This is a genomic window from Pseudomonas sp. 44 R 15, from assembly GCF_900004965.1.
GTDB classification, from domain to species: Bacteria; Pseudomonadota; Gammaproteobacteria; order Pseudomonadales; family Pseudomonadaceae; genus Aquipseudomonas; species Aquipseudomonas orientalis_A.
On the sequence record NZ_CVTU01000071.1, the window covers coordinates 1 to 21926 of the forward strand.

The window sequence follows — 21926 nt, forward strand, 5'->3', positions numbered from 1 at the left end:
GATTCAAGCCTGCGTTCGGCCAGCGTGGTTTAACGGGGCGCCTAGGATCAAAAGCAGATCAAGAGCGACTCGCTTCGCATCGTGGTTACGGTTGAGCGCTACAGAGCTGTGTAGATACCTATGCTCATCGGGGGCAAGCCCCCTCCCACATTTGGACCTCACCTGGCTCTTGATCGAGTTACTTCAGCTGCAACTTATGCTTGAGGCTCTGCATCACATCCGCTTTATTCTGCAGATACTCATTCAAGCCCCGGGCGCGCAGGTTGCACGCATCGCAGTTGCCGCAGCCTGTGCCAATCACGCCGTTGTAGCAGGTCAGCGTCTGCTCGCGGACCAGCTCAAGTTGCCCGTGGTAATCGGCCAGGGCCCAGGTCTCGGCCTTGTTCAGCCACATCAGCGGGGTATCGAGGCGTACGTCGTATTCCATGCCCAGCTTGAGGGCCTGGTTCAGCGCTTTCACGAACTCGTCGCGGCAATCCGGGTAACCCGAGAAGTCGGTTTCGCACACGCCGGTGATCACCGTCTCGGCCTTGACTTGATAGGCGTAGATCGCGGCCAGGGTCAGGAACAGGATGTTACGTCCCGGCACGAAGGTGCTCGGCAGGCTTTCGCCTGAACTGTTCACGGTGGGCACGGGGATGTTGTCACGGGTGAGGCTGCTGATCGCCAGCTCATTGAGCAGGGACACATCCATCACCTTGTGCACGGTGGCGCCCAACTGCTTGGCCAACGTGCGGGCCACCTCGATCTCCGCCACATGGCGCTGGCCATAATCGAAGGTGATGCAGTGCACTTCGTCATACTGCTTCAATGCCTGGATCAGGCAGGTGGTCGAGTCCTGCCCGCCACTGAAGACCATAACGGCTTTTTTACTCATTGCTTTGCTTCCTGCATTCGAAGAATTTGGGTATAGGAGCGAGCTTGCTCGCGATCATAAAGGGCATACCATAAAAAACCCCGCGCTTCTTGCGAAGGCGGGGCCTTTACTGCTCAGAACACTCAGTGTGCGTAGGTCAGCAACAGCTCTTTCGGTACCTGGAAATCCAGGGACATCATCACGCTGAGCGCGGTGATGGTGAAGATCGAGAACACGAACAGCTTGCGCGCCCAGACGGTGTCATCCACCGCCTTGTAGCCGGTCCAGGCCATGTACAACCAGTACATGCCCATGGCCGCGGCGACGGCGAGGTAGCTCATGCCGGCATAGCCACTGAAGGTCAACATCAAGGTCGCCACGAGGAAGGCCAGGATGTAGAGCAGGATGTGTTTCTTGGCCACCTGGATGCCACGTTTGACCGGCAGAACCGGAATCGACGCAGCCAGGTAGTCATTGAAGCGGAAAATCGCGATGGCGTAGGAATGCGGCATCTGCCACAGGCTGAACATCACCAGCAGCACCAGCGCGGCCATGTCGAAGCTATTGGTTACAGCCACATAACCAATCACCGGCGGCATCGCCCCCGACAGACTCCCCACCAGCGTGCCGTGTACCGACTTGCGCTTGAGGTAGAGGCTGTAGAGGCCGACGTAGATGACAAAGCCGATCACGGCAAACAGCGCCGCCAGCGGGTTGGCCACCTTGTACAACAACACCACGCCCGCAACACCCAGGACGGTCGCGAAGATCAGTGCCAGTTTCAGGGAGATAAGGCCCTGGACCAGCACGCGATTCTTGGTGCGCTCCATCTTGATGTCGATATCACGGTCGATGCAGTTGTTGAACACGCATCCGGAAGCTACCACCAGGGAGGTGCCGATCATCGCCGCCAGGAAGATGGCCAGATCGACATGTCCCTTGGAGGCCAGGAAGAAACCGCCCGCCACAGAAAGCACGTTACCGAAAATGATCCCCGGTTTGGTGATTTGGATAAAGTGCTTAAGCGACATCGGGTCTTACCTCACTTCGCCATCATGTAGGTGTGGATGCTGAACATGATCCACAGCGACAGACCAACCAGCAGAACGATCACCAGGCCTGCAAACACGAACGCAATCACGTTCTCGCGCTGCTCTTTGGAACGATCCAGGTGCAGGAAGTACACCAGGTGAACCAGGACCTGAATTACCGCGAACGCCAGGACGATCATCAAGGTGATCGACTTCGGCAGGGTTGGGTACATCACCAGGCCGAACGGGATCAGGGTCAGGATGACCGACAGGATGAAGCCGATAGCGTAAGACTTTACGCTGCCGTGGCTTGAATCGTGGCTGTCATGGGAGTGTGCATTAGCCATTACAGAGTCCCCATCAAGTAAACGACGGTGAATACGCAGATCCAGACCACGTCCAGGAAGTGCCAGAACAGGCTCAGGCAGCTCAGGCGGGTCTTGTTGGTGTTGGTCAGGCCGTGCTTATTGACCTGATACATCATCACCGCCATCCACAGCAGGCCGGCGGATACGTGCAGACCGTGGGTGCCGACCAGCGTGAAGAACGCCGACAGGAAACCGGAACGGTGCGGGCCGTAGCCTTCGGAGATCAGCAGGTGGAACTCGTTGATCTCCATGCCGATGAAGCCCAGGCCGAACAGGAAGGTCAGGCCCAGCCAGCTCAGTACGCCTTTCTTGTTGCCCTTGTAGAAGGCCAACATGGCGAAGCCGTAGGTGATCGAACTGAACAACAGCAAGGCGGTTTCGCCGAGCACGTAAGGCAGTTCGAAAATGTCGTGGCCCGACGGGCCACCCGCTACGTTGTTTACCAGTACCGCGTACACCGCGAAGATCGACGCAAACAAGATGCAGTCGGTCATCAGGTAGAGCCAGAAACCGTAGACGGTTATTGGCCCCGAGTCGTGGTGATGGTCATCGTGCCCATGGTCATCGACATGGGCGTGTCCAGCATTGGTCACTAAGTTCGACATGGTTTAAGCCTGTTCCAACGAGGTTTCTACACGGTTGGCCGGGATTTTCTTCTCGGCTACCAGGCGAGCGTGCTGCTCGGCTTCGATGCGTTCGATCGTCTCGACCGGCACCATGTAGCCTTGATCATCACGGGCAGCGTGAATGATGAAGTAACCGATGGTGCCTACCAGGCCCACGATTGCCAGCCACCAGATGTGCCAGATCATCGCGAAACCGAACACGGTCAACAGCGCACCCATCACCACGCCAGTGGCGGTGTTGTTTGGCATGTGGATCGGCTCATAGTGCTTGGGTTGCTGGTACGCAGTACCGTCTTCCTTGGCTTCGGTGAACGCATCGATGGTGTTCGCGGTAGGGATCACGGCGAAGTTGTAGAACGGCGGTGGCGACGAGGTCGACCATTCCAGGGTGTGGCCATTCCATGGGTCGCCGGATTCGCACATGTTCTGCTTGCGGTCACGCACGCTGACGTACAGCTGGATCAACTGGCAGGCGATGCCCACGGCGATCATGATTGCACCGAACATGGCGACGTACAGGTACGGCACCCACTCAGGGTTGGTAGTGGCGTTCAGACGACGGGTCATGCCCATGAAGCCCAGTGCATAGAGCGGCATGAACGCGACGAAGAAGCCCGAGATCCAGAACCAGAATGCAGCCTTGCCCCAGCCTTCGTGCAGCTTGAAGCCGAACGCTTTCGGGAAGTAGAAGCTGAAACCTGCGATGTAGCCGAATACCGCGCCGCCGATGATCACGTTGTGGAAGTGAGCGATCACGAACAGGCTGTTGTGCAGGACGAAGTCAGCACCCGGGATGGCCAGCAGTACGCCGGTCATGCCGCCGATGGCGAAGGTCACCATGAAGCCCAGGGTCCACAGGACCTGGCTGGTCATGCGCAGACGACCGTGGTAGATGGTGAACAGCCAGTTGAATAGCTTCACCCCCGTCGGGATGGAAATCAGCATCGTCGCCAGGCCGAAGAAGGCGTTGACGCTGGCCCCCGAACCCATGGTGAAGAAGTGGTGCAGCCACACCATGAAGCCCAGTACCGAAATGGCGCCCGATGCGTAGACCATCGAGTGGTGACCGAACAGGCGCTTGCCGGTAAAGGTCGAGATCACTTCGGAGAAGATACCGAACGCCGGCAGGATCAGGATGTACACCTCAGGGTGACCCCATGCCCAGAACAGGTTCACGTACATCATTGGATTGCCACCAAGTTCATTGGTGAAAATGTGGAAATCCAGGTAACGGTCAAGCGACAGCAGCGCCATGGTAGCGGCCAGGATCGGGAACGAAGCCACGATCAGCACGTTTGCCCAGGTGCAGGTCCAGGTGAAGATCGGCATGTCCATCAGTTTCATGCCAGGGGCGCGCATCTTCAGGACGGTGGCCAGGAAGTTGACCCCCGTCAATGTCGTCCCGAGTCCTGATAACTGCAGTGCCCAGATGTAGTAGTCCACACCCACGCCCGGACTGTATTGCAGCCCCGACAATGGCGGATACGCAACCCAACCGGTCTTGGCGAATTCGCCGACGCCCAGGGACACGTTGATCAGCACCACGCCGGACACCAGCAGCCAGAAGCTCAGGGAGTTCAGGAACGGATAGGCAACGTCACGCGCACCGATCTGCAGCGGCAAGGCAAGGTTCATCAGGCCGGTGAAGAAAGGCATCGCCATGAAGATGATCATGATCACACCGTGGGCGGTGAAGATCTGGTCATAGTGTTCAGGTGGCAGGTAGCCAGGCGAACCCTCGGTGGCCATGGCCAACTGGGTACGCATCATGATGGCGTCGGCAAAACCACGCAGCAGCATGACCATGGCCACGATGACGTACATGACGCCGATTTTCTTGTGGTCGACGGAGGTCAGCCACTCGGTCCACAGGTAGGTCCACTTCTTGAAGTACGTGATACCCGCAAACAGTGCCAGACCACCCAGCGCGATCATGGCGATGGTCACCATCACGATCGGCTCGTGGAATGGGACCGCGTCCCAACTTAATTTACCAAACATCGTTTACTCCTCTGCCCCAGCAGTTGAATGCGCGCCTGTGTCAGAACCTTCAACCACGGCCACTTCTTTCTTCTCGTGCTTGACCGGCTTGCCTGGCTTCATACCTTCGTACTTGTCGACGATTTTCTGAAACAGGTTCGGTTCAAACGCGGAGTACAGCGCGACAGGGTTGTTCTGGCTTGGTTTGGTCAGGGCGTCGTATTCAGCTTGATCAAGCTGTTTAGGTGCGGCCTTGACTTCGGCTACCCAGGCGTCAAATTCTTCCTGGCTCGTCGAGATCGCTTTGAATTTCATGCCGGTGAAGCCAGCGCCGCTGTAGTTGGCGGAGATGCCTTCCATTTCAGCTTTCTGGTTGGCGATCAGGTGCAGCTTGGTCTGCATGCCTGCCATCGCGTAGATCTGGCCGCCCAGGGCTGGGATGAAGAACGAGTTCATCACGGCGTCGGAGGTGATCTTGAAGTTCAGCGGAGTGTGTTCCGGGAACCGGATCTGGTTCACAGTGGCGATACCCAGGTCCGGGTAGATGAACAGCCACTTCCAGTCCAGCGCGACCACTTCGATGTTGATCGGCTTGACGTCAGATTCCAGCGGACGGTACGGGTCCAGTGCGTGGGTGGACTTGTAGGTCACATAACCCAGGGCAATGATGATGAGGATCGGGACCAGCCACACCGCGATTTCGATCTTGGTGGAGTGCGACCACTTCGGCGCGTAGGTGGCGCTGGTGTTGGACGCGCGGTATTTCCAGGCGAAGGCGAAGGTCATGATAATCACAGGGACCACGACCAGCAGCATCAGCAGGGTGGCGGTGATGATCAGGTTTCGTTCATCCAGACCGACCTGTCCTTTTGGGTCGAGCAAGGTCCACTTGCAGCCTCCCAGCATTAACATCATGCCAAGCAGCGGCAAAAAGCCTAGTAATCGGGGGTACCTGTTTTTACTCATCTCACGACCTCTAAAGCAGCTTGCGCAATGCAGTTGGGTTTTGATCGCCAACACTTCACCCTGCCAAGGGTTGGCATTTCTCTTCGATTGAATAAGAGCCAGCCCGCTACGTCATAGCTGTACGTTTCACGGACCTGCGGTGAGTTCTTATTCGATTTCGTGGCTAAAGGCCTTGTTACAGACCAATTCCATTTGGTGCGGAATAGTTGAAAGGCTGCCGGAACCTGGGATCGCACAGAGCCTTCCATCTGCTCCTCGACCGCTCCAATGCTCAAATATTGAACAGCACCGGACATTCAGTGCGGGCGATTGTAGTTAGCTAGCGATGTATAAACCATGTCTGATACAGAAATAATTTTTATCGATTACAGCAATAATCCTTCACCATTCCTGCAACGGTTCGCGATGTTATCGCGTTCAATTCTCAACAAAAACCACAAAAACTGCCGGGCTATTGGGCAGATTGCCACTCCCCTTACAACCTGTAAGGGCATGGCAAAGGGTGTAAAGTCCCCATAAAACCAGGCATTTAATCACCCTGCCCCTGCTGAACCCGTGAGCGTTTCGCGCTGCCTTTCAAACCACGAACTGACAGCACAGTTTGCGCACCGGATGCAAATCCAAAGCTCGATTCTGCTCGTTGCGCAGCTCCTGCGACGGCCTCCGTGTGACAACATGTCGCATGCTGCGCGACGCTTTTGTTGCCGCTCGTCACAGCACTTTCACAAATCCCCGCGAACAAAAACGCCCCGGCCTGCGCTCAAGCAGATCGGGGCGTTTGGTGGCGCGGGCTCAGGCGTTGGGGTGACGATTACGGTAGATGCACAGGGGCACCAGGATCACGGTCAGCACGAACGCCACCAATGCCCATTGCGCCAGGGACAGGCCAAGGATCGGCGGATAGGGCGTGCTGCAGAAGCCGTCGACCTGAAAGCCCAGGGGAAACACTTTGGCCAGGGGCAGGTCATCGACGATCGGCTGCAGCACATCGATGCCGCAACTGACCTGAGGGAAGAACTGGGTGTACACATGGTGACCGGCAGCCGCCACACCGCCCACGGCGCTGAGCACCACCAGGCCCTCAAAGAACGTGACGGCCCCTTTGGTACGCATCGCGGCCCCGATGAACGCAAAGAACGCGATCAGCAGCAAGGCATAGCGTTGCAGGATGCACAGTGGGCACGGCGCCTCGCCCAACACCACTTGCATGTACAGCGCGCCGCCGATCAGCGCCAGGCAGATGATGCCCAGCAACACCAGAAAGCGCCGCTCCCTGCCCAAACGCATTTCGTCACTCATCTCCGGTTTCCTTTGTCTGTTTGCCTGATGGCAACAAGTTTACACACAGGCAGTGGTTAAAACAGAGAAGGGTTAACGCCGGATTAATCAGGAAAAATGGCGAACCAATGTGGGAGGGGGCTTGCCCCCGATGCGATGTGTCAGCCAAAGACAAGCTGACTGACCCACCTCTATCGGGGGCAAGCCCCCTCCCACATTGAACAGCATGGCTGCTGAGGGATTATTCCAGCGCCGCAGCGGGGCCGAAGAACTCATAGCGCACCTGCTTGTGCGGTACGCCCAACGCCTTCAGATGCCGCTTGATCGCCGCCATGAAACCCTTGGGCCCCAGGAAGTACGCATCAATATCGCGCTGCTCGGGCAGCCACGCCGCCAGTTGCTCCTGGCTCAGCAGGCCGACCGTGTCCGCCGCCGGGCTCACGCCGTCGTCCTCGGCATAGCAATAGAAACGCTTGAGCTGCGGGTGCCTCGCCGCCAGCGTATCCACCCAGTCACGGAACGCATGCACGCCGCCGTTACGCGCGCAGTGGATAAAGTGCACCGGGCGCTGGGTGGCCAGGGCCGCTTCGAGCATCGGCAGGGTTGGCGTAATGCCCACCCCGCCGCTGATCAGCACCAGCGGCTTGTCGCTGGCGGCCAGGGTGAACTCGCCTGCAGGGGGGAACAGGTCAACAGTTGCGCCGACCTGCAGTTGATCATGCAGGTAATTGGACACCCGCCCGCCGGCTTCGCGCTTGACGCTGATGCGGTACACCCCGGCATCGCTTAAGGCCGACAGGGAATAGTTGCGACGCACTTCCTCGCCATCGAGCACCAGCTTCATGCCGATGTATTGGCCGGGGGCAGCGTTGAGGATCGGGCCGTTGTCCACCGGGGCAAAGTAGAACGAGATGATCTCGGCGCTCTCCTGCACACGCTTGACCAGCACGAACGGCCGCGCACCGCGCCAGCCACCGGGCGCCTGGGCTTTCTCGTCGTAGATAGCCGCTTCGGCGCCGATCAGGATGTCCGCCAACTGGCCATACGCCGCGCCCCAGGCGCTCATTACTTCAGGGGTGGCTATCTCGCTGCCCAGCACCTCGGAAATAGCCCGCAGCAGGCACGCACCGACGATCGGGTAGTGCTCCGGCAGGATCTGCAAGGCCACGTGCTTGTTGATGATCCTGGCGACCAGGTCGCCGAGTTGGTCCAACTGGTCGATATGCCGCGCGTACATCAACACGCCATTGGCCAGGGCGCGGGGCTGGTCGCCGCTGGCCTGGTGGGCCTGGTTGAACAGTGGGCGAACTTCCGGGTATTCGCAGAGCATCATGCGGTAGAAGTGGGTAATCAGCGCTTCGCCGCCACTTTCCAGCAGGGGCACGGTGGATTTGACGATGGCACGGTCTTGGGCACTCAGCATGGGAGACTCCTGGGTCTTTTCAGTCATTACCCTTGGGTAGTCAGTAATCATGCCAATTAATAAACCGTTATTTTTCATATAGTTAAATATTATGTAGTCAGTATGACCTCCTACAATTTATAGTCATAAGGACTACAAGGAGTCATTATGACTGCAAAGCCGCTGCTCACCGCCCTGCTGCCGCTGGTTGCCGATCTGACACGGGAACTGCCCGAAGGCGAGCGTTATCGACGCCTGCTGCAAGCCATGCGCGCCCTGCTGCCATGTGACGCCGCCGCGTTGCTGCGCCTGGATGGCGAGTGGCTGGTGCCGCTGGCCGTGGATGGCTTGAGCGCCGATACCCTGGGCCGACGTTTCAAAGTCAGCGAGCACCCGCGTTTCGAGGTGTTGCTGAGCAGCCCCGGCCCTACCCGCTTCGACAGCGACAGCCCGTTGCCCGACCCTTACGACGGCCTGGTGGACGGCCTGCATGGGCACCTGGAAGTCCACGACTGCATGGGCTGCCCGCTGTTTATCGACGACCGGCCCTGGGGCCTGCTGACCCTGGATGCCCTCGACACCGAGCGCTTTGAACGGGTCGAACTCGACGCCCTGCAAGCCTTTGCCAGCCTTGCCGCCGCCACCGTCAACGTCGCCGAGCGCATTGAACGCCTGGCGTTGCGCGCCGAAGACGAGCACCAGCGTGCCGAGATCTACCGTCAGGCCAGCGGCCAGCAGCACAAGGAAATGATCGGCCAGAGCAAGGCGCACAAACACCTGGTGGAGGAAATCAAACTGGTGGGCGGCAGTGACCTGACCGTGCTGATCACCGGTGAGACCGGGGTCGGCAAGGAGCTGGTCGCCCAGGCGATCCACGCCGCGTCGGCGCGTGCCGACAAACCCCTGATCAGCCTCAACTGCGCCGCGCTGCCCGAGACCCTGGTGGAAAGCGAGCTGTTCGGCCATGTGCGCGGCGCCTTCACCGGTGCGCTGAATGAACGCCGGGGCAAATTCGAACTGGCCAATGGCGGCACGCTGTTCCTGGATGAAGTGGGCGAGCTGTCGCTGACGGTGCAGGCCAAGCTGCTGCGGGTGCTGCAAAGCGGCCAGTTGCAGCGCCTGGGTTCGGACAAGGAGCATCAGGTGAATGTGCGCCTGATTGCCGCCACCAATCGTGACCTGGCGGAAGAAGTCCGCAATGGCCGCTACCGCGCCGACTTCTACCACCGCCTGAGCGTCTACCCACTGAAAGTGCCTGCGCTGCGTGAACGCGGGCGCGACGTACTGTTGCTGGCCGGGTTCTTTCTGGAGCAGAACCGCTCACGTATGGGCCTGGGCAGCCTGCGCCTGACCAGTGATGCCCAGGCGGCGCTGCTGGCCTACGACTGGCCGGGCAATGTGCGCGAGCTGGAGCACTTGATCGGACGCAGCGCGCTCAAAGCCCTGGGCCACTGCCGCGAGCGGCCGAAAATTCTCAGCCTGAGCGCTTCAGACCTGGACCTGCCGGATGTCAGCGCAGCGACCCTCGACGCACCGCTCGCCAGCGCCCCCGACGTCACTGGCGACCTGCGCCAGGCCACCGAACACTTCCAGCGCCAGGTCATCAGCGCCTGCCTGGAACGCCATCAACACAACTGGGCCGCCGCCGCCCGCGAACTGGGCCTGGACCGTGCCAACCTCGGCCGCATGGCCAGGCGGCTGGGCCTGAAATAACCCGAAATGTGGGAGGGGCTTGCTACCCAACTCTGTAGCGCCCAACCGTAACCACGATGCGAAGCGAGTCGCTCTTGATCTTGATCTGCTTTTGATCTTGATCTCAGGCGCCCCGTTAAACCACGCTGGCCGAACGCAGGCTTGAATCCGTGGGTAACCCGGCAGGACGCCGGGTTAGCCGCACTGGGCCATGGATGGCACATTGCGGCGGCCCACGGATTCAAGCCTGCGTTCGGGCACACCGAGCCTGAGCGAGGTGCCGAGTGGTGGGGCAAGAGCGTTTTGCTTACTTTTGCGCTTTTCAAAAGTGAGCCGCTGTAAAAGCGGAACCCATAGCAGCCGTGACCGCAGAAACGGATATGTACTCGGTCCAATCCAACATCCTGGTCGGCCCAGAGGCCGCCATCGAGGGCAAGCCCTCTCCCACATTTGGACCTCGAAGCGTCAGGTAGATACGCGTTAGCTCCCTCGCCACAGGTGCGGTGTCGCACCAAAATTGTGTAGATACCTATGGCTACGGGGGCTTGCCTCCTCCCACATTAGACCTGTTTCGCATGCAAAATCGGGGTCACCGGCTTGGGTTTGCGAAACACCAGCACATTGCCCAGCATCACCAGCACCAACCCCGCCAGCGCCGGGGCAGTCCACTGATAGCCCTCGGCAAATGCCGATACATTCAGCGCCACCACCGGGAACAACACGGTGCAATAGGCCGCCCGCTCCGGCCCCATGCGCCCCACCAGCGTCAGGTAGGCGGTAAAGCCAATTACCGAACCAGGGATCACCAGGTACCACAGCGCGCCGATATACCGCGCACTCCAGTCCATCTCGAACGGAATACCACGCACTGCGCAATAGGCCGCCAGCATCGCCGCACCATAGGCCATGCCCCAGGCATTGGTGGTCAACGGCTTGAGCCCGGCTTTCTGCTGCAAGCTGGAGAGCATATTGCCCGCCGAAAAACACATCGTGCCCAGCAAGGCCAAGCCCAGGCCGAGCAAGGTCTGCGGGCTGGCGGTATGCCCGGCCACCTCCGGCCAGAACAAAAAGCCCAGTCCCAGCAACCCAAGCGCGCCGCCCATCAACACGTTGCGTGCAACCCGCTGACCGAAAAACACCCGGGCATTCAGCGCGTTCCACAAAGTCGCCGTGGAAAACACCACCGCCACCAGCCCGCTGGGGATCCACTGGCTGGCGGTGAGAAAACACATGAAGTTGACGCAAAACAGGCACAGGCCCTGCGCCAGGCAAATCAAGTGCCCGCGCCGGTTCATCACCTGCAGCCGGCGGCTGAGCAGCAACAGGACGAACAGCACCAGCGCCGCCAGGCCGAAGCGATAAACGATCGACACGGGAATCGCCACCACGCCCAACTGCCATTTGAGGGCGATCCAGGTGGTGCCCCAGATCAGCACCGTGAGTAGATACAGGGAAAGGTTCATAGCGGGCTCCGATAAGTGAGCCACAGTGTCGCTTTTACCGCGTGCGGTTCTCTTGCACATTCTTGCGCTTTTGTAGGAAGCGGGGCTCACAGCGCCATGACGGCGCGGTAGGATGCGAAACGTCGGAGAACACAGCATGCCAGCACTGGAATCCCTGCAAGTCTTTCAAGCCCTTAACCGCTCGCCCAACGCACGCCTGCAAGCCTGCGCCGAGCTCGGTGACGGTTTGTCCGCAGCATTGTGGAGCAACCACCACGATTCCCAGGATTACCAGGCGCCCAGCCATCACACATTGTCGTGCTACATCGGCGGCGGCACCGGCACTTTTCGCCGTGACCAGCCGGGCGTCAAGGGCGGTCCGGACAAACTGTGCATCCTGCCGGCCGAGCATCAATCGGCGTGGGTGATCAATGGCCAGATTCGCCTGGCCCATGTGTATTTCAGCCCCGAACAATTTGCCCTCGGCTGCGTCACCCTGCTCGACCGCGAACCCCGTGAGCTGCAATTGCGCGAAGGCACCTTCCTCGAAGACGCCCGCCTGTCCGGATGCTTTCACCAGTTGATTGCCCTCAACTGGCACGAGCCCGGCGAGCGCCTGCTGACCAGCAGCCTGGCCCACGAAATGCTCAGTCACACCCTGCTCAGCCAGGTCGGCGCCCGTGACGGGCTGCGGGTAAAAGGTGGGCTGGCCGCGCACCAGCGGCGGCGGTTGGTGGAGTACATCGACCAGCACCTGCAGGACGCCATCAGCCTCGGCCAACTGGCGGGCCTGTGCGCGCTGTCGGAGTACCACTTCGCGCGCATGTTCCGCCAAAGCTTCGGCCTGCCGCCCCACCAGTATTTGCTGGCGCGCCGGCTGGCCCGTGCGAAGAGCCTGCTGCGCGGCAGCGCCCTGGCCGTGGGGGAGATCGCCTTGATGTGCGGTTTCTCCAGCGCCAGTCATTTCAACCAGCGCTTTCGCCAAGCCATGGGGGCGGCGCCCGGGGACTATCGCCAGGCCTTTCGCGCCTAGCCCATCAAGCCCAGCGTCTTGGCCTTGGCCACCGCCTGCGTGCGTCGCTCCACCCCGAGTTTGCTGTGGATACGCCGCGCATGGGTCTTGACCGTGTGCAGGGAGATATACAGGCGGTCGGCAATTTGCAGATTGGAGTTGCCCAGGGCGATCAACTGCAACACTTCCAGTTCGCGCTGGCTCAGCGGGTTTTGCGTGACGCCGACGGGCGACGCTTGCGGTTCGAGCCCCAACTCACTCAATAAGCCCGGTGCACGTAGACGCAACTCGCGCACCGCCTGCTGCACCTGGCAACGCGCCGCCAATGCCAGGCCGGCTTGCAGCGCCAGTCGCGCCCGGGTCGGCTCTCCCAGGCGCCAGGCCACCTCGCCCAGCACCAACTGCAGCTCGGTTTCCAGGCACAGCATGCCGCGTTGCCGGGTGCTGTCGAGCAAGGCGCCGAGACGCTCGAGCGGCTGTTCGGCGCAGCCCAGCCTGACCTCCGCCAGCACCAGCAGGTACTCAAGGCGCGGGATCAATTCCAGTGTGGCCGGCGGTGCCTGCTTGGCGCAGGGTCCATGAAAGTGGCGTAACACGCGGCGCACGGCTTCCACCGTCAATTCCGCGCGCCCCTGCTGCAACCAGAAGTGCCCGCTGACCAACAACAGTACCGCGCGGTACACCAGCACAGGAACGTGGCGCTGCTGCATCAGCCGCTCGGCATCGCGCAGCTGGATAAACGCCTGGGCGTAATCACCGCGATTGGCCGCCAGCAGCGCCAGCCCGAGAAACCCGTAGAGCACCCGCTTGTCCTGGCTGTGCAGGCAGATGTTCATACCGGTTTCGAAACACTCACCCGCCAGGGCATCCTGCCCTTGACGCAACGCCAGATGCCCGCGTCGCAGGGCGATACGCCCCATCAGTGGCCCCGCCTGCAAGCGCTGCTCGGCCAGCATCGCCTGCACGCTTTCCAGCAGGCTTTGCGCCCGGTAAGGCGCGCCGCGCTGTTCCAGCAACTGGGCGTGATCCAGCTCCAGCAAGGCCTCCAACACCAGCGAACCGTGGGCGCGGGCCAGGCACAGCGCTTCGCGATTGAAGGTCTGGGCGACATCCAGCTCACCGCGCAGCAGGGCTTGCTGGGTCAGGCCCGACAGGCACATCAGGCGCGATGTCCAGGCACTCTCGGGCAGGGCTTGCAGCGCCTCCAGAAAATGCGCGCGGGAACCCTCGGCATCGCCGCTCAGGTGCAGCAGCCAGCCGGCCTGCGCCTGCCAGCGCGCCACCAGATGGCGCTGCGCCGTCGCCGTGGGTCGCGGCGCAAATCGAGCCAACTGGTCGATGCACAGCGCCGCCTGCTCGAAGCGCCCGGCAAACAGCAGTGCCGCCGTGACCAGGCCGACCAATTGCGCCGAGCCGAGCATCAATTCATCACCATGCTGCTCATGCAGGCGCAACAGCAGCACGGCATTTTGCCCGCGAAACAAGTCTTCGAAACTGAAGTGCTGCAACAGGCTCACCGCCGCCTCGTATTCCTGCGCCAGCAGCGCCTGCTCGAAGGCGGCCTGCCAGTCCTGCTCGGCACTGAACCACTGGCAGGCGCGCCGGTGCCAGGCGCGCTTGGCCGGCCAGGGCTCTTCGCGCAGCAGGCGCGCCAGGGGGGCAAATATCTGCAGCCCATCGGTGCTGCCTTCCCAGGGCTGGATAAACGCACCGAGCGCTTGCAGCTCGCGCAGGTACTGAGCACCGTCACCAAAGCCGAACAGATGTTCACACAGGCCCGCATTGAAGCGCGGCAGGTTGGCGAGCACCCGCCAGGCTTCGGCCAACTCCGCCGGCAAGCTGTTGAACACTTCGTGTTGCAGATAATCGAGCAAGGTTTTATCGGCATGGCCGTCATTGAGTAACGCGATGCGCGCGCCGGCACACCAGCCTGCGCTGAATTGCATGACACTCTCGACAGTCTGCCCAGGCCCGAGCAATGCCTGGATTTCCGTAGCATTGAAGGCCAGTTCAGCGCTGCCGCACTCCAGCAATTCGTCATCGAGCAGCAGCCGCGGCCAATTGCACGATGGCCGGCGTCGCGCGCCCAGCCACCAGGTCAGCGCCGGGCTGCTGGCGGCAAGCAACCGGTCCAGCAAGGCGTCCAGCTCGGGCGCCGGCAGGCGGCAGAAATCATCCAGGCACACCCACGCCGTGGGTTGCCAGCGCCCCAGATCCAGCAATAACGTGGTTTCATCGGTGTAGGGCAACCCAAGGCTGTGGGCCAGGCGCCGGGAAAAATCAGCAGGGCACGCCACGCCACCATTGAGTGCCAACCAGTACACCTGGCAGCCGGGCGGCGCCTGCAGTGCACATTCGGCGAGCAGCGCACTCTTGCCACTGCCAGCCGGCGCACACAACAACTTCACACGCGCCGGCGCCGCGAGCAACGCTGCGGCCAGGCGCGGGCGCAGCACATGGTGGGCGGACAGCCGAGGCATGAATCCAGGACGGTCCAGGCAGCGTGTCAGGGCGGTCATTGCTGCATCCTGCTTTTTTATTGTGATGCAACCCTAGTCCTGTGGTGGGCGGTTGTTGAAGAAGTATTCAGCGGGGTGATTAAGGACCATGCATAAAACCCGATGTGTATGCAGACCAATGTGGGAGGGGGCTTGCCCCCGAAGACGTCGGCCCAGCAAACATTGATGTTGGTTGACCCACCGCTATCGGGGGCAAGTCGAATCGTCGCACCGCCCCTCCCACAGGGGATCTGCGCTTAATTAGGGCTTGCTCCCCCCACAGATTGATTGCATTTGAGTCGAGGATCAGCGCACGCCTTCGGACCTGAGCGCCGCCGGGGTGTAATCCGCCGCCTTGGCCGCGAAGCCGAACACGAAGCTGCTCTTCTCCTCGTTCTTCATGCCCAGTGCGAGGTAGCGTCCGGCAATCAGGTCGTAGAGGGTTTCCACGGTGTAGGCCGGCACCTGGTGGTCGTAATAGAACTGCGCATGGCCTTCGGCGACGCGCCACAGTTGGCCGCGACCGTCGTAGTGGTCCACCAGGGCGACCTGCCAGCTGTCTTCGTCGATGTACATGTGGCGCTTGGCGTAGATGTGCCGCTCGCTCGGCTTGACAGTGCCGACCACTTCCCAGACGCGATGCAGCTCATAGCGAGTCAGGTCCTGGTTGATATGCCCGGCCTTGATGATGTCGTCGTACTTGAGGGTGGGCGAGTCGAGCTTGTAGCTGTTGTAAGGGATGTACAGCTCCTTCTTGCCCACCAGTTTCCAGTCATAGCGGTCGGGCGCGCCGGAGAACATGTCGAAGTTATCCGTGGTGCGCAGGCCGTCGGAGGCGGTGCCCGGCCCGTCATACGACACCTGCGGCGCGCGCCGCACACGGCGCTGGCCGGCGTTGTAGATCCAGGCCAGGCGCGGCTCCTTCACCTGGTCGAGGGTTTCGTGCACCAGCAGCACATTGCCGGCCAGCCGCGCCGGCGCGGTGACCGATTGCTTGAAATAACTCAGCACGTTGGCCGCCTTGGCCGGGTCGATATCGGGGATGGCCTGGGGCACCGCGACTTCTTCTTCGAAGCGGATCGGCGTGTAGCTGCCGTTGGTCTGGGGCGTGGCCTGGGTGATGATGCGGCGCAGGTTGCCGCCGTGGTAGCGGGTGATGTGGTTCCACAGCACCTCTACGCCATTTTTCGGGATCGGGAACGCGTAGTAACGGTTACCGGTGAAATTTTCCAGACCGTTGCCGTCGTTGATCGCCTTGACGTTGAGGGCGCTGCGCTTGATCGACTCGTAGACATCGGCCGGCAGGTTGACCGTACGGTGGCTCGGGTACACCGGGATCTTGTAGGTCTCGGGGTAGCGCTTGAACATCGCCACCTGGCCGTCTGAAAGCTTGTCCTTGTACTTGTCGACGGTGGCGGCGGTGATCACAAACAGCGGCTTTTCAGCGGCGAACGGGTCGGCGAGAAAGCCCTTGCTGTCCAACGCGCCGGCGTTTTTCGGGATGCCGCCGGTCCAGGCCGGGATCGAGCCATCGGCGTTGCCGGCTTTTTCGGCGCCGACCGGGGTAAGTGTGGTGCCAAGCTTGGCGGCCTCTTCCGGCGATACCGCTGCCATCACGTGGGCGGCCAATAGACTCAGGGCCAGCACTGCAATTGTCTTACGCATAAGTTCTTGTCCTTCTTTTAAGCCAAATCAGAAGTTCACGCCGAAGCTGAGGGCGAGGAAGTCGCGGTCGGTCAGGGTGTTGTAGTCGCCGCCAAAGAAGTCGGTGTAACTGAGGCTGGCGGTGTAGGTGCTGCGGTAGTCCGCGTCCACGCCGACGCTGATGGCCTTGGCGCCTTTGTTGAAAATCCCGTTGGGGCCGTAGCCGGCGACGTCATGGGACCAGGACAGATTGGGCTTGAGGTTCACCCCGGCAATCGCGTTGTTGTAGTCAAGGATTGCCCGTGCGCGGTAGCCCCAGGAGGTGGAGGTGACGAAACCGTCGGTGTCACCCTGGAACCCATAGGCGCCGTACACCGAGTCGCGGCCATAGCGCAGTCTGGTTTTATCTTCCAGGCCGGCGACATGCACCACGGCCGCTTCGCCCACCAGGGTCAGGCGCTCGGCGCCCAGCACCTGGTCGAAGAACTGGGTCATGGTGCTTTGGATCTGGGTGATTTCCTTGCGGCGGTAGCCTTTGTTGTCGGCGCCAAACGAACTGCGGATGGGTGACGCGGTATTGCCGGCAATCGGGTTGACCAGCGCCAGGGTCAGGTCGGTGGTGTTGAGTTGCACGGGCGCATTGGGTCGATAGCTGATTTCGCCGGTCCACGCCGTGCCGGTGGGCAAGGTGGTGGAGAAGCTGGCGCCGAACAAACGGATATCTTCCGGGTAATCCAGGTAGTACTGGCCACGGCCGAGCATGGTGCTCTGGGCCAGCGCCCCGCCCAGGCCCGGCGGCGCGGCGGCACCAATGGCGCCGATGGTCGCAAGGTTGGTATTGGCGGTAATCGTGCCCACGGTCGGGGTGCGGCTGTGGTAGTTCATGAAGTACAGGCCGTATTCGGTGTCGTCACCCAGCCAGCGCAAGGCCGCGCCGAACTGGCCGGAGTCGCGCGCATCCCGGTCTGCGGCGCGCTGCACCACGACGCCTTCGCGGGTCACCACAAAACCTTGGCCGCGTGCCGCCGCGATGGGTTGCAGCGGTGCAATCCCGGGGCTGCCCACCGTGTAGTTACCGGTGCAGCCATCCGCCGCGACGTCGCCGCCGAAGAAGGTGCCGCAGTTGTCCAGCACAGTCTGGTCCCATTCCAGTTGGTAGAAACCTTCCACGGTCAGCTGATTGGTCAGGCTCTGGGAGGCAAACAGCATGTTCACCGGGATCAAGCCTTCCTTGATCTCGGCGCCTGGACGACGGAACGCCGACACGTCGATCGGGTTGATGCTGTTGATGGAGTTGCCGATGAAGGTACTTTCGCCCCAACTGACCACCTGCTTGCCGGCGCGCACGGTGCCGGGCAGGTCGCCCAGGGAGTAGTTGTGGTAGACGAACGCGTCGAGGATCTGCGCGCCGCTGGATTTGGCGCCTTCCTTGCGGTTGTGGTCGCTGATCGGCTTGAACTCGCGGTCTTCGTCCTTGAGCTCGAAGTCGTACCAGTACTTGCCGCGCACGAACACACCGGTGTCGCCGTATTTGAGTTCAAGGTCGTGCAGGCCCTTGAAGATTTTGGAGAAGGTTTCGCCCTTCTTGAAGTTCAGACGCCCGTCATCCCCGGTGGACGCCTGGCCCGTGCCGCCATTGACGGTGCCGACCAGGCTTCGGTCGGCATCGCGCATGCCCCAGCTCGCACCGACCGACAGCGAGGAATCGAATTGCCCTTCGATCTCGCCAATGTTGAACGAAACAGCCTGTGCCTGGGCACAGCAGCCCACGGCAACCGCAGCGGCCAGCGCCTGTAGCGTGAAGATGGCGCGCATTGTTGTTTTTGTCATGCGTCTTCCCAGGTGAGTGACAGAAGGCCCCACCCTACTGCCGCCCATGAAGAGCGATAAGCGCACCAAGGAGGTATTCGTGTTGTCGCTCGAAAGGATGACGAGCCGCGCCGGCAGGGGTTTCGGCGCGGGTCATGGATTGGATGGATGGGGGCTTATCAGAGGAATCGATGGCGAGCGCTTAATTGTTGCCGTTTTGGTAACAGTCCTTGTCCTGAACTGCTATTACTCATTCTGTTACAACCGATTATTCTTACCTCGCTTTCAGGGCAAACGGCCCGCTCCCGAGTTGGGGAGAAAAGCTTGAATCCAACGGATTGTCACTCTTTTCAATCTGTTACCCGTGTTCACTGACGTTGATTTATCGCTCCTTGATCCAACGTCTTACTTCGGCCGCTGCCTGTGCAGCGGCCTTTTTTATGCCTGGAATAAAAACGGGGCGCCGTCGGCGCCCCGTGGGATTCACTGATTTTATGGCAACGATCAGAGGCTGAACTTCTGCAAGTTGGCCATCATCTCTTTCAACGCCTCGATATTGTCGCTGGGGTGCGCAGCCCCTTCGAAGTCGCAGATTTGCTGCCAGTGTGCCGCCACGTCATCCGGCGAAAAGCCCGCTTCGGGATCGAAACCCACGCCCAGGCTGCGCTCCCAACGGGTCTTGCCGATCCAGCCGCCGCCGACCTCGAACAGGCCCGAGGTTTCCTGGCAGGCTTCGCTGCCCAGGTACACCACCAACGGGCTGACCAGTTCCGGCTTGAGGCGCTCGAACACCTGCGGCGGGATCAGCCCTTCGGTCATGCGCGTGCCGCCGGTGGGGGCAATCGCGTTGACCAGGATGTTGTGCTTGCGCCCTTCCAGCGCCAGGGTTCGGGTCAAGCCATACAGGCCGAGCTTGGCCATGCCGTAGTTGGACTGGCCGAAGTTGCCGTAAATGCCCGAGGTGGACGCGGTGAAGATCACCCGGCCATAGCCCTGCTCGCGCAGATGCGGCCAGGCGGCGCGCGTGACTTTGTAGGCGCCTTCGACATGCACCCGGTAAACCAGGTCCCAATCGCTGTCGTCCATTTTGTGGAAGGTCTTGTCACGCAGGATGCCGGCGTTGTTCACCACCACATCGATACGGCCGAACGCGTCCAACGCGTTCTGCACGATTTTGTCGCCGTCGGTGACGGAATCATGGTTGGCTTGGGCAGTGCCGCCGGCTTCGCGGATTTCAGCCACCACGCGGTCGGCGGCCGAGGCATTGGCGCCTTCGCCCTGGGTCGAACCACCGAGATCATTGACCAGCACCTTGGCGCCGTGGCGGGCGAACAGCAGCGCATGGGCCCGGCCCAATCCGCCGCCGGCACCGGTGACGATCACGACCTTATCCTGCAACTGCACTGACTGATTCATACCCAACTCCTGTGGCGACAATGGCAATGGCAAGAGTGTCGGGCACAGCGCCTTTGGTCACAATACATACGGCCGGCGCTGAATGGTGCTCGATAAGGCAGCGGGATGATGCCTTGGGGCAGGTGCCAGGCTCAGGAACAAGCCGCACGCACCGACTGCTGGCCAATATGCTCACGGAACGCCTGGTAATGCCTGAGCACCTGGACCGGCGCCTCGATCTGCGGGTAATGGCCGATGCCGGCCAGCAATACCGTATCGGCATGCGGCACCAGTTGGTGGTAGCGCTCCACCATGTGCGCGCCGGAAATGGGATCGACCTCACCGTCGATGACGCGCAACGGCACGTCGTCGCGTTGCATCGCTGCCACCCAGCGATCGCGCAGGCGACGGCGCTGAGGGATATAGCCGATCAGCTTGTGCAGGATGCGCGCGCCATCATTGCGTTCAATCAGGCTCCAGAAATCATCCAGGGCGCTTTCGCTTGGCCGCGTCCGTGGGCCAAAGATCTGGTTGAAACTGTTGGCCAGGCCGCCTCTTCCCGAGGCTCGGCCAATCATCCAGCCCAAGGGGCTGAGCAACAATTTCTGCACCAAGGTTGCACGGTGGGTTTCAGGGAACAGCCCACCGTTGAGAAACACACAACTGGCCATCTGGAAACGGCCTTCATAATGCCGGGCCAGCAGTTCCTGGGCCACGCTGTCGCCATAGTCATGGGCCAACACGTGCACCGGTTTCGTCACCCCCAGGTGCTCGAGCAGCGCCTGTTGCAAGTCCGCTTGCTCCAGCAGGCAATAACCATGATCCAGCGGTTTGGCCGAGTCGCCAAAGCCGAGCATGTCGCAGGCAATCACCAGATTGCGCTGGGCCAGGGGCTGCCACAGGTAATGCCAATCCCAACTGGCCGTGGGAAAGCCATGAAGCAGCAGCAGCGGTTCGCCCTGCCCGGCCACCCAATAACGAATGGACTGGCCGCGAAAGACGAAGTCCTGGCCGCGCTTGCGCCAGACGCTGAGCGGAATTTCTGCAAGTGGCATCAGCTTTTATACCCGAGGTCCTGGTGATCCAATCTGCGCAGCAGCGCCGGCCAGGCCAGCGCTGCGCTCATACCTTGGGCACTTTTTGTGACAGCTGCCACCATCGCCTTTGACGATGAAACCGGGGCTAGACTCACGATGTTGACCTCCTTGGCGCACTTATTATTATTTTTTAAGTGATGGGCCAGTCTAGTCAGACGCCCTGGCTTGCGGAGTTGCCTTCGCAGCCAGCTTGATGACTGAGCGAGTCAGCCAAGAGAATAGTACAAATCGGTGTCAGAGAAGCGTCGTCAATAAACACACGCCGACCAGTGCGCCCCCAGACGACGCGCCCGTTTGCTATGGCTGCAGGGCAGTCACAAACTCGGCCAGCCACGGCTCGGCGTCGCTCTCCGGGGTCACACTTTCGCTGGCATCCAGGCGCAGCATCGGCAGCACTTCGCGTACGCCCAACTCGCCGAACAATTCGCGCAGTTGCTCGCCGCCGCCGCAGAAGGTGTCGCCGTAGCTGGCGTCGCCCAGGCCAATGACCGCACCGGGCAGGCCGCGCCAGGCAGCAGGCAGTTGGTCGCGAATACTCGAATACAGCGGCTGCAGGTTGTCGGGTAATTCGCCCATGCCGGTGGTCGATGTGACCGCCAGGAACGCCTCGGGGGCAAAAGCCTGCACCTGCGCCAGCGTGGCGCGCGGATCGTGCCAGGCTTCAAAACCCGCTGCGTTGAGGATGTCCCGGGCGTGGCGGGCGACTTCTTCTGCCGTACCGTAGACCGAGCCGGAAAGGATGGCGACTTTCATCAATCTGATCCTGTCATTGAACGAAAGCGTAGGATATTAGCAGCTGCACCAGGGTTTCAGTGCCTGCCGTGCAACAT

Annotated in this window: 17 protein-coding genes and 2 pseudogenes; 3 read left to right on the plus strand and 16 right to left on the minus strand. The window is 61.0% G+C overall.

What is annotated here, in order from left to right; genetic code table 11:
* Positions 1-178 precede the first annotated feature (178 nt).
* The 6 genes from queC to cyoA all read right to left on the minus strand — a co-directional run bounded on the left by queC (position 179) and on the right by cyoA (position 5827).
* Positions 179-877, minus strand: coding sequence for a 7-cyano-7-deazaguanine synthase QueC (queC, locus tag BFP93_RS09180; protein ID WP_065892839.1), 699 nt, complete (start codon positions 875-877; stop codon positions 179-181).
* Positions 878-999: 122 nt separating this feature from the next.
* The gene (cyoE, locus tag BFP93_RS09185) at positions 1000-1887 is read right to left on the minus strand and encodes a heme o synthase (RefSeq protein WP_003176002.1); all 888 of its coding nucleotides are present in this window, start codon (positions 1885-1887) and stop codon (positions 1000-1002) included.
* 11 nt (positions 1888-1898) lie between these two features.
* Positions 1899-2234 carry a cytochrome o ubiquinol oxidase subunit IV gene (cyoD, locus tag BFP93_RS09190; RefSeq protein WP_003194051.1) on the minus strand — a complete coding sequence of 112 codons (336 nt, stop codon included), beginning with the start codon at positions 2232-2234 and terminating at the stop codon, positions 1899-1901.
* Positions 2234-2860 carry a cytochrome o ubiquinol oxidase subunit III gene (locus tag BFP93_RS09195; protein ID WP_003194052.1) on the minus strand — a complete coding sequence of 209 codons (627 nt, stop codon included), beginning with the start codon at positions 2858-2860 and terminating at the stop codon, positions 2234-2236. The genes cyoD and BFP93_RS09195 overlap by 1 nt, the downstream gene beginning before the upstream one ends.
* A 3-nt stretch (positions 2861-2863) precedes the next feature.
* The gene (gene cyoB, locus BFP93_RS09200) at positions 2864-4882 is read right to left on the minus strand and encodes a cytochrome o ubiquinol oxidase subunit I (RefSeq protein ID WP_065892840.1); all 2019 of its coding nucleotides are present in this window, start codon (positions 4880-4882) and stop codon (positions 2864-2866) included.
* 3 nt (positions 4883-4885) lie between these two features.
* Positions 4886-5827 carry a ubiquinol oxidase subunit II gene (gene cyoA, locus BFP93_RS09205; RefSeq protein WP_065885078.1) on the minus strand — a complete coding sequence of 314 codons (942 nt, stop codon included), beginning with the start codon at positions 5825-5827 and terminating at the stop codon, positions 4886-4888.
* 27 nt (positions 5828-5854) lie between these two features.
* On the opposite strand from cyoA, the pseudogene BFP93_RS29650 reads away from it, so the two are divergent.
* A pseudogene (locus tag BFP93_RS29650) lies at positions 5855-6146 on the plus strand (hypothetical protein).
* A 473-nt stretch (positions 6147-6619) separates the two neighbouring features.
* Here BFP93_RS29650 and BFP93_RS09210 read toward each other — a convergent pair.
* Together BFP93_RS09210 and hmpA are read right to left on the minus strand one after the other, a co-directional pair.
* Positions 6620-7126 (minus strand): disulfide bond formation protein B, encoded by a 507-nt coding sequence (locus BFP93_RS09210; protein ID WP_065892841.1) that lies wholly within the window; start codon positions 7124-7126, stop codon positions 6620-6622.
* Between the two features lie 220 nt (positions 7127-7346).
* Entirely contained in the window at positions 7347-8528 is a 1182-nt protein-coding gene (gene hmpA, locus BFP93_RS09215) for an NO-inducible flavohemoprotein (protein WP_065892842.1), read from the minus strand.
* Positions 8529-8675: 147 nt separating this feature from the next.
* On the opposite strand from hmpA, the gene norR reads away from it, so the two are divergent.
* Positions 8676-10220, plus strand: a complete 1545-nt coding sequence (norR, locus tag BFP93_RS09220; protein ID WP_065892843.1) for a nitric oxide reductase transcriptional regulator NorR — start codon at positions 8676-8678, stop codon at positions 10218-10220.
* A gap of 539 nt (positions 10221-10759) precedes the next feature.
* Here the strand turns inward: norR and BFP93_RS09225 are convergent.
* Positions 10760-11662 (minus strand): DMT family transporter, encoded by a 903-nt coding sequence (locus tag BFP93_RS09225; RefSeq protein ID WP_065892844.1) that lies wholly within the window; start codon positions 11660-11662, stop codon positions 10760-10762.
* A 136-nt stretch (positions 11663-11798) separates the two neighbouring features.
* On the opposite strand from BFP93_RS09225, the gene BFP93_RS09230 reads away from it, so the two are divergent.
* Positions 11799-12674: a helix-turn-helix domain-containing protein gene (locus BFP93_RS09230; RefSeq protein ID WP_065892845.1), complete on the plus strand. Its 876-nt coding sequence runs from the start codon at positions 11799-11801 to the stop codon at positions 12672-12674.
* On the opposite strand, the gene BFP93_RS09235 is transcribed toward BFP93_RS09230, so the two are convergent.
* From BFP93_RS09235 to BFP93_RS09265, 7 genes and pseudogenes are all read right to left on the minus strand, one after another.
* Entirely contained in the window at positions 12671-15172 is a 2502-nt protein-coding gene (locus BFP93_RS09235; RefSeq protein ID WP_065892846.1) for a LuxR C-terminal-related transcriptional regulator, read from the minus strand. The two genes, BFP93_RS09230 and BFP93_RS09235, sit on opposite strands and share 4 nt — an antisense overlap.
* A 285-nt stretch (positions 15173-15457) precedes the next feature.
* Positions 15458-16816 carry a DUF1329 domain-containing protein gene (locus BFP93_RS09240; RefSeq protein WP_065892847.1) on the minus strand — a complete coding sequence of 453 codons (1359 nt, stop codon included), beginning with the start codon at positions 16814-16816 and terminating at the stop codon, positions 15458-15460.
* A gap of 27 nt (positions 16817-16843) precedes the next feature.
* Positions 16844-18625, minus strand: coding sequence for a DUF1302 domain-containing protein (locus BFP93_RS09245; RefSeq protein ID WP_065892848.1), 1782 nt, complete (start codon positions 18623-18625; stop codon positions 16844-16846).
* 483 nt (positions 18626-19108) lie between these two features.
* Positions 19109-20020 (minus strand): SDR family oxidoreductase, encoded by a 912-nt coding sequence (locus BFP93_RS09255; protein ID WP_065885069.1) that lies wholly within the window; start codon positions 20018-20020, stop codon positions 19109-19111.
* 131 nt (positions 20021-20151) lie between these two features.
* Positions 20152-21054 carry an alpha/beta fold hydrolase gene (locus tag BFP93_RS09260; RefSeq protein ID WP_065892850.1) on the minus strand — a complete coding sequence of 301 codons (903 nt, stop codon included), beginning with the start codon at positions 21052-21054 and terminating at the stop codon, positions 20152-20154.
* A pseudogene (locus tag BFP93_RS29190) lies at positions 21054-21167 on the minus strand (class II aldolase); the annotation flags it as partial. The gene BFP93_RS09260 and the pseudogene BFP93_RS29190, both read right to left, overlap by 1 nt.
* Positions 21168-21393: 226 nt before the next feature.
* Positions 21394-21849 (minus strand): flavodoxin, encoded by a 456-nt coding sequence (locus BFP93_RS09265; RefSeq protein WP_065892851.1) that lies wholly within the window; start codon positions 21847-21849, stop codon positions 21394-21396.
* Between the last annotated feature and the right edge of the window lie 77 nt (positions 21850-21926).

Coding starts and splice junctions, on each gene's coding strand:
- queC (WP_065892839.1), bottom strand. CDS start 877: ATGAGTAAAAAAGCCGTTATGGTCTTCAGTGGCGGGCAGGACTCGACC.
- cyoE (WP_003176002.1), bottom strand. CDS start 1,887: ATGTCGCTTAAGCACTTTATCCAAATCACCAAACCGGGGATCATTTTC.
- cyoD (WP_003194051.1), bottom strand. CDS start 2,234: ATGGCTAATGCACACTCCCATGACAGCCACGATTCAAGCCACGGCAGC.
- BFP93_RS09195 (WP_003194052.1), bottom strand. CDS start 2,860: ATGTCGAACTTAGTGACCAATGCTGGACACGCCCATGTCGATGACCAT.
- cyoB (WP_065892840.1), bottom strand. CDS start 4,882: ATGTTTGGTAAATTAAGTTGGGACGCGGTCCCATTCCACGAGCCGATC.
- cyoA (WP_065885078.1), bottom strand. CDS start 5,827: ATGAGTAAAAACAGGTACCCCCGATTACTAGGCTTTTTGCCGCTGCTT.
- BFP93_RS09210 (WP_065892841.1), bottom strand. CDS start 7,126: ATGAGTGACGAAATGCGTTTGGGCAGGGAGCGGCGCTTTCTGGTGTTG.
- hmpA (WP_065892842.1), bottom strand. CDS start 8,528: ATGCTGAGTGCCCAAGACCGTGCCATCGTCAAATCCACCGTGCCCCTG.
- norR (WP_065892843.1), top strand. CDS start 8,676: ATGACTGCAAAGCCGCTGCTCACCGCCCTGCTGCCGCTGGTTGCCGAT.
- BFP93_RS09225 (WP_065892844.1), bottom strand. CDS start 11,662: ATGAACCTTTCCCTGTATCTACTCACGGTGCTGATCTGGGGCACCACC.
- BFP93_RS09230 (WP_065892845.1), top strand. CDS start 11,799: ATGCCAGCACTGGAATCCCTGCAAGTCTTTCAAGCCCTTAACCGCTCG.
- BFP93_RS09235 (WP_065892846.1), bottom strand. CDS start 15,172: ATGACCGCCCTGACACGCTGCCTGGACCGTCCTGGATTCATGCCTCGG.
- BFP93_RS09240 (WP_065892847.1), bottom strand. CDS start 16,816: ATGCGTAAGACAATTGCAGTGCTGGCCCTGAGTCTATTGGCCGCCCAC.
- BFP93_RS09245 (WP_065892848.1), bottom strand. CDS start 18,625: ATGACAAAAACAACAATGCGCGCCATCTTCACGCTACAGGCGCTGGCC.
- BFP93_RS09255 (WP_065885069.1), bottom strand. CDS start 20,020: ATGAATCAGTCAGTGCAGTTGCAGGATAAGGTCGTGATCGTCACCGGT.
- BFP93_RS09260 (WP_065892850.1), bottom strand. CDS start 21,054: ATGCCACTTGCAGAAATTCCGCTCAGCGTCTGGCGCAAGCGCGGCCAG.
- BFP93_RS09265 (WP_065892851.1), bottom strand. CDS start 21,849: ATGAAAGTCGCCATCCTTTCCGGCTCGGTCTACGGTACGGCAGAAGAA.